At 71.0% G+C, this 10,299-nt stretch carries 8 protein-coding genes; 3 read left to right on the forward strand and 5 right to left on the reverse strand.

The window, feature by feature from the left end; translation table 11 throughout:
- Positions 1–22 precede the first annotated feature (22 nt).
- On the forward strand, positions 23–1,849 hold the full coding sequence (locus tag MFF40_RS25810) for a glycoside hydrolase family 15 protein (RefSeq protein WP_238262830.1): 1,827 nt from the start codon (positions 23–25) through the stop codon (positions 1,847–1,849).
- A 30-nt stretch (positions 1,850–1,879) separates the two neighbouring features.
- Positions 1,880–2,392, forward strand: a complete 513-nt coding sequence (locus tag MFF40_RS25815) for a hypothetical protein (protein ID WP_147898790.1) — start codon at positions 1,880–1,882, stop codon at positions 2,390–2,392.
- Positions 2,393–2,529: 137 nt separating this feature from the next.
- Here the strand turns inward: MFF40_RS25815 and MFF40_RS25820 are convergent, their stop codons facing one another.
- The 5 genes from MFF40_RS25820 to MFF40_RS25840 all read right to left on the reverse strand — a co-directional run bounded on the left by MFF40_RS25820 (position 2,530) and on the right by MFF40_RS25840 (position 7,135).
- A complete protein-coding gene (locus MFF40_RS25820; protein WP_147898789.1) occupies positions 2,530–3,171 on the reverse strand; it encodes a L,D-transpeptidase in 642 nt (213 codons plus the stop codon).
- A 190-nt stretch (positions 3,172–3,361) separates the two neighbouring features.
- Positions 3,362–4,180: a transglutaminase-like domain-containing protein gene (locus tag MFF40_RS25825; protein WP_147898788.1), complete on the reverse strand. Its 819-nt coding sequence runs from the start codon at positions 4,178–4,180 to the stop codon at positions 3,362–3,364.
- Between the two features lie 65 nt (positions 4,181–4,245).
- On the reverse strand, positions 4,246–5,175 hold the full coding sequence (locus MFF40_RS25830) for a transglutaminase family protein (protein ID WP_147898787.1): 930 nt from the start codon (positions 5,173–5,175) through the stop codon (positions 4,246–4,248).
- 61 nt (positions 5,176–5,236) lie between these two features.
- Complete coding sequence (locus MFF40_RS25835) at positions 5,237–5,776, reverse strand: response regulator (RefSeq protein ID WP_147898792.1); 540 nt, start codon at positions 5,774–5,776, stop codon at positions 5,237–5,239.
- Between the two features lie 192 nt (positions 5,777–5,968).
- Positions 5,969–7,135, reverse strand: coding sequence for a transglycosylase SLT domain-containing protein (locus MFF40_RS25840; RefSeq protein ID WP_147856671.1), 1,167 nt, complete (start codon positions 7,133–7,135; stop codon positions 5,969–5,971).
- Between the two features lie 230 nt (positions 7,136–7,365).
- Here MFF40_RS25840 and alaS point away from each other — a divergent pair, with 230 nt between their 5' ends.
- Positions 7,366–10,053 carry an alanine--tRNA ligase gene (gene alaS, locus MFF40_RS25845; protein ID WP_147898786.1) on the forward strand — a complete coding sequence of 896 codons (2,688 nt, stop codon included), beginning with the start codon at positions 7,366–7,368 and terminating at the stop codon, positions 10,051–10,053.
- Positions 10,054–10,299 lie beyond the last annotated feature (246 nt).

Raw genomic sequence — 10,299 nt, forward strand, 5'->3', positions numbered from 1 at the left:
GGCGCGGCCAGAAGGAGTCTTCATGTCCGATGCGGGCCAGCGCCCCTACCAGCCGATCGAGGCCTATGCCCTGATCGGGAATTGCGAGGGCTGCGCCCTGGTCGCCCGCGACGGGGCGATCGACTGGGCCTGCCTGGTGCGCTTCGACGCCGCCCCGACCTTCTCGCGGCTGCTCGACCGGCGGCGCGGCGGCCACTTCACCATCCGCCCGGCGGGCCGGTACGAGACGACGCGGCAATACCTGAGTCGCAGCAACATCCTGGAGACCACCTTCACCACCCAGGACGGCTTCGTCACCCTGCACGACTTCATGGTCGGGCCGGAGGGCGGGCCGGACCGGCCGCGCCTGGTGCGGCGCGTCGGCGGCGTGTCCGGCCAGGTCCCGATGGTGGTCGAGTACCGGCCGCTGGCGGGCTTTGCCGAAGGTTTCACGCCGCCGGCGATCGAGGGCGGCCGGGTGGTGACGCCGGGATGCCCGGGCCTCCTCGCGGACGTCGCGATGGCCCCGGACGGGGAGGGCGCGGCCGTCCGCTTCACCCTGGCGGCCGGCCAGGAGCGCAGCTTCAGCCTCTACGCCGACGCGCTGCCCCGGACGCCGCCGGACACGCGCGCCCTGATGGAGCGGACCCGCAGCGCCTGGGTGCTGTGGACGCAGGACGCGGCCTATACCGGGCCGCTCGCCGACGAGCTGATCCGCTCGGCGCTGGTCCTGAAGGCGCTGACCTACGCGCCGACCGGGGCGATCGTCGCGGCGGCCACGACCTCGCTGCCGGAGGAGATCGGCGGCATCCGCAACTGGGATTACCGGTTCTGCTGGATCCGGGACGCGTGCCTGTCCTTCTACGTCCTGAAGAAGTTCGGGATGCTGCGCGAGGCGGAAGCCTTCTTCGGGTTCGTGACCGACCTGTGCGAGCGCGCGGAGGGCCGGTTGCGGCCGCTCTACAGCGTCTCCGGGGAGGGCGATCTCACCGAGACCACCATCGCGCATTTCGAGGGCTGGCGCGGCAGCGCGCCGGTGCGGGCCGGCAACGAGGCGGCCGAGCAGCACCAGGCCGACGCCTACGGGCAGGTGCTCGACCTGCTCTACCTCTACACGCGGCTCGGCGGCACCCTGCCGGAGGCGATGCACGGCCACGGGGCCCGGCTCGCCGACATCTCGGCCGCCCATTGGCACACGCCCGATGCCGGGTTGTGGGAGCCGCGCAAACCCGAGCAGCGCTACCTGCACGCCGCGATCATGAACTGGGTCGCGCTCGACCGGGCGATCCGCCTGTTCGGCCCCCGGGAGACCTGGTGCCGGGAGCGCGACCGGATCGTCGCCTGCGTGAACGGCGAGGCCATCCACCGGGACGGCTACTACCCGCAATATATCGGCGGCGACGACGTCGACGCCGCCCTGCTGATGGCTCCGATGGTCGGCTTCCCCGTCGACGCGGCGGCCTTCGCCCGGACCGTGGATGTGGTGATCGAGCGACTCGGCCACGGCCACCTCGTCTATCGCTACCGGGCCGACGACGGCCTGCCCGGCCACGAGGGCACGTTCCTGCTCTGCGCCTTCTGGCTCGTCGACGCGCTGCTCTGGCTGGGCCGTGATGCGGAGGCGCGGACTCGGTTCAACGCCCTACGGGCGCTGCAGAACGATGTCGGGCTCTACGCCGAGGAAGCCGCCGAGGACGGGACCTTCCTGGGCAACTTCCCGCAGGCCTTCAGCCATCTCGGCTTCATCCACAGTGCCCTGATGCTCGACCTGTTCGACCACGGCGGTCGCGCGGCCGTGCAGGGCACCTACGCCGACCGGTCCCTGCGCGAGACCGCCCTGCGCCGCGCGCCGGACCTCGCCGCCGACTGATCCAGTCCATCCCTCCAACCCGGAGTATCCATGTCCGTATCGAGCCGCCAGGAAGCCCGCCTCCTCAGCGCCGACGAGGCCGACCTCGTCGCCCGCTCCCACCACCCGAAACTGCGCGACGCCGATGACGGGGGCATCGCCGACCTGATCGGCCGGCTGCGCGAGCGCCGCGACCGCGCCCGGGACATGTCCCGCCGCCAGCGCCGGGAACTGCGCGGCAAGGCGGCTCCCTCCGGCGCGCGCCCGGCCACGGACGACACCGGCACCCGCCAGAAGGCGGCGCTGCTCGCGGCCGCCGTGAAGCGCGCCAGCAAGGAGAGCGAGCGGCGCCGGAGCGCGCAGGCGCGCGGGAGCCTGGTCTCGAAGTCCCGCAGGGCCCTGGCGCTGAAGCAGGCGGCGGGCGACCGAACCTCGGGACGGCCCTCGTCGCGGACGGCCGGCGCGGGCATGAACCCGGTGCCGAACGAAGGCCTCGCCCCGTCCGGTGCGCTCGACAGCCAGGGGCAGGAGGTCGCCATGCGGCGGGGTGGCGGGCCGCGGTAGGGTCTTCCGTCGGCGATCAAGGCAACTGCTCGTCTGCTGCCCGGCTTGAACGCTATCCGAAAAGAAGCCTGCAGATCACTTTCGTGACCTGCAGGCTTCTTGCGTGCGTTTTATCGAGATCAGAAGCTGTCGTCGGATCAGTTCAGCACGACGACCTTGGCGCCGACCTTAACCCGCTCGTACAGATCGGTGACGTCGTCGTTGGTCATGCGGATGCAGCCCGAGGACACCGCCTGGCCGATCGTGTCCGGCTCGTTCGAGCCGTGGATGCGGTACTCGGTGTTGCCGATGTACATGGCCCGGGCGCCGAGCGGGTTCTCGATCCCGCCGGCCATGTAGCGCGGCAGGTCGGGGCGGCGGGCGATCATGGCCTTCGGGGGCGTCCAGGACGGCCACTCGCGCTTGGCGGTGACTTTGTTGACGCCACTCCAGCTGAAGCCCGGCCGGCCGACGCCGACGCCGTAGCGGATCGCCTCGCCGTTGCCCATCACGAAGTACAGGCGGCGCTCGGCGGTGGAGACCACGATCGTGCCCGGCGCGTAGGGGGCGTTGAACGCCACGATCTCGCGGGGGATCGGCTGGACCTGCGCCTGCGGCGCGTCCTGCACGCCCTGGCCGTAGCCCGGGGTGCCCTGGTACCCGTACTGGCCCGGATCCGAGTAATACTCCTCGGCGCCGTTGGTGCCGAAGGGATCGTAGGCCGGGGCGGCCAGCGCCGGGGCGGCCGACAGAACAGTTGCGGCAAGGAGCGCCGCGAGGGCGGTGGCCGAGGTCTTCATGGTGTGCCTGCCTGTGCGATAACCTTTGCTATTACAAGCGTGAGCATAGGTTGGCAGTTCCACCCTTCGAAGAAGATTTTGGCTGACGTTGGAATACGTAAGCGGGTTCGCGCGTGCCGGGGTCCACACCCTGCGCTCTGCATGGCCCCGCTCCGAATATCAGTAACCAATATCCGCGATCACCGGCCCGTCACGCGACCTCGTCGGTGTGGACGTCGAAGCGCGCCAGGTGGGCGTAGCCGAAATTGGTCGAGATCGCGCAGTCGGTGGCATCGCGGCCCCGGGCCATGACGATGCGGCCGATCCGCTGGCGGTTGTGCCTCGCGTCGAACGTGTACCAGCGCGGGCCGTCGGGTCCCTGGAGGTAGACCTCGAACCAGGCGGAGAAATCCATCGGCGCCGGATCGACCGGCACGCCGATGTCGCCGAGGTAGCCGGTGGCGTAGCGGGCCGGGATGTTCATGCACCGGCAGAACGCGATGGCGAGATGGGCGAAATCCCGGCAGACGCCCTCGCGCTGCATGAAGCCGTCATGGGCGGTCCGGGTCGCGTCGGCGCGCTGGTAGTCGAACCGGATGCGCTCGTGCGTGTAGGCGACGATCGCCTGCACCCGGGCCCAGCCCTCGGGCGTGTTGCCGAACAGCGACCAGGCCGTCTGGGAGAGCTTGTCGGTGTCGCAGTAGCGGGAGCCCAGCAGGAAGACCATCACGTCGTCCGGCAGGTCCTGGACCGGGATCTGCTGGGCGTCCGGGACGTAGGCGTCGAGGAGGCCGGAATCCTGGATCGTGAAGTCGGCCGAGATCGTCATCAGGCCGGGCGGCGCGACGATGCGATGGCAGACGTTGTCGTACACGTCCCGGTACGTGTGCGCCGGAACCCACGGATCGAACCGGATCTCCTGCGGGGTCAGCAGGTCGGGCATCCGGGACGGATGGACGCTGAGCATCAGGACCATGGGCGTGGGCTGGGTCAGGCTGAAGCCGATATCGTAACCCGTCCTGATCTTCATCGCGGCCACCTGCTGTCCTCTCGCCCCCGCGGGTCGCCCCGCATGTTCCATCCGGATCCGCCGGCTCAACGCGCCACGATCGGCGGATGCGCCTCAAATCCCGGTGTTCGTGCCTCGTCGTCGGGCAGTTCGACCACGTCGACGTCCACCCGCATGCCGAGGTCGTCGCTGGCGAGCCCGAAGAACGAGCCGTGCAGCGGCACCGCCTGCGCCGGATCGCGGGCCACCGCCACGCGGATCAGGTCGCGGTTGCCGACGATCCCGTTGGTCGGGTCGAACTCGATCCAGCCGGCGCCCGGCAGGTAGACCTGCAGCCATGCATGGGTCGAGCCGCCGCCGACATGGCGGGCGCGGTCGTTGCGCGGGTTGTACAGGTATCCGGAGACGAACCGGGCGGCCATGCCGAGCGCCCGGACCGCCTCCATCATCAGCACCGCGAAGTCCCGGCACGAGCCGCGCTTGCTGCGCAGGGTCGTCAGCGGCTCCTGCACGCCCTTCTCGGAGCGGGCGAGGTAGGTGAAGTTCGCCCGCACGCTCCGGGTCATGTCGGCGAGCAATTCCTGGGTCGGGATCCGGCCGTCGGCCGGGATGAAGCTGCGCGCCCAGGCATCGACCTCGTGGCGCGGATCGGGCCATTGCCGCTCGATCGACCGGGACAGGTCGGGCATGTCCTCGACCCCGTATCCGAACGGGTAATGCGTGGCGTGGGGCGCCAGCGGGAAGACCGGGGCGTGCTCGGGGGTGTGGTCGAGGGTGATCCCGCACACGAAGGTCAGGGTCTCGGCCCGGCCCCCGAAGGTCGCCACCGCGACGCAGTTGCCGAAGACGTCGAACATCCAGCGCAGCGCCGTGGGCTCGGGGGTGATCTCGAGCGAGGCCTCGATCAGGCGCTGGTCGTAGCTGTCCCGGGGCCGGAACATGATCCGGTGCTCGCCGAAGGCGACCGGACGCCGGTACCGGTAGACCGTGCGGTGGCGGACGGACAGGATCGGCAAACTGGAGGCTCCTCGCGCCGATACGTCAACGGTCGATGCAAGGGCCGGGCCCGTCGCCGCCTCAGGTGACCGGCGGCGCCGGATCCGTGGTCGCCCGCTCGGCCTCCACCAGCACGTCGAAGGGGCGCCAGGGCTTGGCGATGAACACCGCTTCGCTCGGCAGGTCCGGCCGCCGGCCGCCCTGGCCGGTTGTGACCACCAGGCGGGCCCGGGGCCACAGGGTCGCCACCGCGCGGGCGAGCTGCAGCCCGGTCATGGCGCCCGCGAGCTGGATGTCGGCGAAGACCAGGGCCACGTCGCCGCCGCGGGCCTGGAGCACGACCAGGGCCGCCTCGGCGCTGTCGCAGCCGACGACCTCGAGCTCGGTCTCCTCCAGCAGGGTCTCGGCCAGGGCGCGCAGCTGCGGATCGTCCTCGACCACCAGCGCCAGGCGCGGGCTCGTCGCCTCGGCGGCCTGCGGGCTCGGCGGCGGCGCGGCGGACGGCTCGACCTCGGCCTGCCGGACCCGGCGCACCAGGGCGGCGAGGTGTTCCGGCACGCCCTCCGACATGAGGTCGTCGTAGATCGACGCCAGCGTCTGCCCGATCTGGTCGAGCGGCATGCTGCTCGGCGAGAGCGTATCGGTATGCGGCGCCGCCGTGCCCGTCAGAGGCTTTCTCAAGAACGTCCCCCCAAGAAATGTACCGCGGTCTCCGTGTCGCGCCGCACGCGAATGCGGCGATACTGGACGAACGTCGGCGGGAGGCCGGGAGTTGCGCGCGGGACCGCGAAGAGAGGCCCGCTCGCCGTGTCGTTACTGCGTGGCGACGCCGGTGGCGGCGTCCGCGTAGGCCATGATCCCCGAGACCGCCTGGACGTTCTGGTACCGCGTGCCGCGGGTGCTCATCATCGCCTCGAACTTCTCGTGGACCTGCGCCACCGAGAGGCTGGCCGGCTTGCGGTGCCGGCCGCGGCCGACGAAGCGCCCGGCGGCGAAGAAGATCGAGCGGTTGGCCCGGGCCGGGCCGGGCAGCAGCACGGCTGCGGCGGCGGCCGGCTTGTTGACGACGTTGGCCAGGAACTCCCCGGCATCGTCGGCGCCCAGGAAGTGGGCGAGGTAGACCTCGCCGAGGGTGAGTTCGCGGCCGATGCGCTGGGCGATGCGGCCGGCGTCGCGCTTCAGCATCTCGCCGGCCATCAGCGCCGAGAGATAGGGGTCGCGGCGCAATTCGAGCACCCGGGCGCGCTCGGCGGCGTCGGTGATCGCCGGCCGGTCGTTGGCGTCGGCGGTGACCAGCGCGGCCTCCTTCTCGAGCCCGTACTTGGCGCCGAAGTCGCGGACCACGCCGAGCCAGGTGCGCTCGATGAACTGATAGAGGCCTGTGGCCGAGGAGGTCTTGGCCTGGACCGCGGTGACGAAGCTCGACTCCTTGTCGGCCACCGCCATGAGCAGGACCGGGTCGGTCTGCACCGCCTGGGCGGCCCGCACGATCGTCTGCACCAGGTGGCGCCGGATCTTCATCGGGCCGAATTCGAGGATGTCGTTCGGGTCGCCGCCGGCGCTCTCCGAGAGCAGGAAGTCGTAGGAGACGCGGTCGACGCCGTTGGAGCCGACGGCGGTGTCGAGGTCGTGCACGGCCGCGAAGCTCGCCGAGGCGCGCAGCGGGGTCCGCTCCAGCTCCTCGCTGAGGGCGACGGTGTGGATGCGCGGGCGCGGCATCGGCGGCTCGGTGGCGGCCTGCGCCGAGGAGACCGCCTGGCTCAGCCCGACCTTGCCGAGATCGACCCCCGAGCCGATCAGCGCGGCGCTGAGGCCGCCGGCGATCAGCGATATCGTGAGCACCGAGCGGGCCAGCGCCGGGACGCTCCCGTGGACACGGCCGAGCATCGGCTGTGCGGTGATGGCATCGGCCCGGCCGGACCCGAACCGGCCCTGCTTACCCGTGACGTTCCTCGGCGATCCGACCGTGCGGCCCTGCATCGTCTACCCGAATCCTCACGCGCCCTTGACGGCGCCACGGACACACCATCGCTTGACAGATGTGGCGACAACACGGCCGTGCTTGTGGCGGCCATGGGGCGGGCCGGGGTGATTTCGCGGCGGGGCGCCCGTGACTCGGGCCTGATCCGTCCTTAAGAGGGCGGCATGCGGGTCGCGCCTGAAACGGGTGGCGGCCCAGTCCCTTGAGCCCTGCTTAGAGTTCTGCCCCGATGAGCGGCGTCAACGAGATCCGGTCGACCTTCCTCGACTTCTTCGCGCGTGCGGGACACGAGGCCGTGCCCTCCTCGAGCCTCGTTCCGAAGAACGATCCCACGCTGATGTTCACGAACGCCGGCATGGTGCAGTTCAAGAACGTCTTCACCGGCGTCGAGAAGCGCGGCTACGACCGGGCGACCACGGCGCAGAAGTGCGTGCGGGCCGGCGGCAAGCACAACGACCTCGACAACGTCGGCTATACCGCGCGCCACCACACGTTCTTCGAGATGCTCGGCAACTTCTCGTTCGGCGACTACTTCAAGGACCGCGCGATCGAGCTGGCCTGGACGCTGATCACCAAGGAATTCGGCCTCAAGCCCGACCGGCTGCTCGTTACCGTCTACGCCGACGACGACGAGGCCGCGAACCTGTGGAAAAAGATCGCCGGCTTCCCGGATGAGAAGATCATCCGGATCGGGACCTCCGACAACTTCTGGCAGATGGGCGACACCGGCCCCTGCGGCCCGTGCTCGGAGATTTTCATCGACCAGGGCCCGGCGCTGCAGGGCGGCCCGCCCGGCTCCCCGGACGAGGACGGCGACCGCTTCCTCGAGTTCTGGAACCTCGTGTTCATGCAGTACGAGCAGCTGGAGCCGGGTTTGCGCAACCCGCTGCCCCGGCCCTCGATCGATACCGGCATGGGCCTGGAGCGCATGGCCGCGATCCTCCAGGGCGTGCACTCGAACTACGACACCGACCTGTTCAAGGCGCTGATCGACGCCGTGGCGCATGCCGTCTCGCGGGCGCCCGAGCCCGCCACGATGGCGTCCTACCGGGTGATCGCCGACCACCTGCGCGCCGCCTCGTTCCTGGTCGCCGACGGCGTGCTGCCGGGCAACGAGGGGCGCGGCTACGTGCTGCGCCGGATCATGCGCCGGGCCATGCGGCATGCCGAGATCCTCGGCGCCCGCGAGCCGACCATGTACCGCCTGGTGCCGACCCTGGTGCGCGAGATGGGCCAGGCCTACCCGGAGCTGATGCGCGCCGAGGCGCTGATCGGCGAGACCCTGAAGCTGGAGGAAACCCGCTTCCGCCGCACCCTGGAACGGGGCCTGTCGATCCTCGATTCCGAGACGCGCGACCTCAAGGCCGGCGAGAAGCTCTCCGGCGACACCGCCTTCACCCTGTACGACACCTACGGCTTCCCCCTCGACCTCACCCAGGACGCCCTCAAGGCCCGGGGCATCGGGGTCGACACGGAGGCGTTCACGGCCGCGATGCAGCGCCAGAAGCAGGCGGCGCGCGAGGCCTGGAAGGGCTCCGGCGAGGCCGCCACCGAGACGGTCTGGTTCGGCATCCGCGAGCGCGTCGGCGCCACCGAGTTCCTGGGCTACGAGACCGAGGCCGCCGAGGGCATCGTCACCGCGCTGCTGCGCGACGGCGCCGAGGTGAAGAGCCTCGAGGCGGGGCAGACCGGCCTCGCGCTGGTCAACCAGACGCCGTTCTACGCCGAATCCGGCGGGCAGGTCGGCGATACCGGCCTGATCCTGGCGGCGGGCCTGAAGGTCCGCGTCACCGGCACCGAGAAGAAGCTCGGGGACCTGTTCGTCCACCACGTCAGCGTGGAGGAGGGCACCCTCGGGCTCGAACAAGCCGTGGAGCTGAAGGTCGACCACGCCCGCCGCAAGGCGATCCGCGCCAACCACTCGGCCACCCACCTCCTGCACGAGGCGTTGCGCCAGGTGCTCGGCGAGCACGTCGCCCAGAAGGGCTCGCTGGTCAGCCCCGAGCGGCTGCGCTTCGACATCAGCCACCCGAAGCCGATCGAGGCCGACGAGCTGGCCCGGGTCGAGGACATCGCCAACGCGGTGCTGCTCCAGAACGCCCCGGTGGTGACCAAGCTGATGGCGGTGGACGACGCCATCGCGTCCGGCGCCCGGGCGCTGTTCGGCGAGAAGTACGGCGACGAGGTCCGGGTCGTCTCGATGGGCCTGCCGGTTGACGCGTCTGGCGCCGAGACCGACCGCGGCCGGCTCAAGAACTTCTCCATCGAACTGTGCGGCGGCACCCATGCCGGGCGCACCGGCGATATCGGGGCGATCACCATCGTCAGCGACAGCGCGGTCGGGGCCGGCGTGCGCCGGATCGAGGCGCTCACCGCCGACGCGGCACGCCACCACCGGGCCGAGGAGGCGCGCACGCTGGCCGCGCTCGCCGGCATCCTCAAGGCCCCGGTCACGGAGGCGCCCGACCGCCTCACCGCGCTGATGGAGGAGAAGCGCCGCCTGGAGCGGGAGCTGGCCGACACGCGGCGCAAGCTCGCCATGGGCGGCGAGACCGGATCGGGCTCGAACGCCCGCCAGAGCGAGGTCGGCGGCGTGGCCTTCCGGCGCTCGGTGGTCGAGGGGCTCGACATGCGCGACCTCAAGCCGATCATCGACGAGGAGAAGAAGCGCCTCGGCTCCGGCATCGTGGCGATCGTCGGGGTCGCGGCCGACGGCAAGGCGGGCCTGGTGGTCGGCGTCACCGAGGACCTGACCGGCCGCTACGACGCGGTCGCACTGGTCCGGGCCGGGGCCGGCGCGCTCGGCGGCAAGGGCGGCGGCGGGCGCCGCGACATGGCCCAGGCCGGCGGCCCGAACGGCGCCGGCGCCGAGGCGGCGCTCGACGCGATCGAGCAGGCGCTGACCGAGGCGGCGTGAGGCGGGACGGTCCCACCCACGGCCTCATCGCGAGGTGGCGTAGCGTAGCGAAGCCCTCGAAGGAGGGCTCCAGAACGCTCAAAGTTTCTTGAAGCCTACGAACCACATAGGTTCGAGGCGCCCCCTCTCCCGTGCGGGCAAACGGATTCACGCATCGGGGTCGGCAGGATACGCTGGAGACTCCGCGGCACTCCCTCCCCCCTTTGCGGGGGAGGGTGGCCCCCGAAGGGGGTCGGGAGAGGGGAG

Source organism: Methylobacterium mesophilicum (assembly GCF_022179445.1).
In the GTDB taxonomy this organism is placed as follows: Bacteria; Pseudomonadota; Alphaproteobacteria; order Rhizobiales; family Beijerinckiaceae; genus Methylobacterium; species Methylobacterium mesophilicum.

Coding starts and splice junctions, on each gene's coding strand:
- MFF40_RS25810 (WP_238262830.1), top strand. CDS start 23: ATGTCCGATGCGGGCCAGCGCCCCTACCAGCCGATCGAGGCCTATGCC.
- MFF40_RS25815 (WP_147898790.1), top strand. CDS start 1,880: ATGTCCGTATCGAGCCGCCAGGAAGCCCGCCTCCTCAGCGCCGACGAG.
- MFF40_RS25820 (WP_147898789.1), bottom strand. CDS start 3,171: ATGAAGACCTCGGCCACCGCCCTCGCGGCGCTCCTTGCCGCAACTGTT.
- MFF40_RS25825 (WP_147898788.1), bottom strand. CDS start 4,180: ATGAAGATCAGGACGGGTTACGATATCGGCTTCAGCCTGACCCAGCCC.
- MFF40_RS25835 (WP_147898792.1), bottom strand. CDS start 5,776: ATGCCGCTCGACCAGATCGGGCAGACGCTGGCGTCGATCTACGACGAC.
- MFF40_RS25840 (WP_147856671.1), bottom strand. CDS start 7,135: ATGCAGGGCCGCACGGTCGGATCGCCGAGGAACGTCACGGGTAAGCAG.
- alaS (WP_147898786.1), top strand. CDS start 7,366: ATGAGCGGCGTCAACGAGATCCGGTCGACCTTCCTCGACTTCTTCGCG.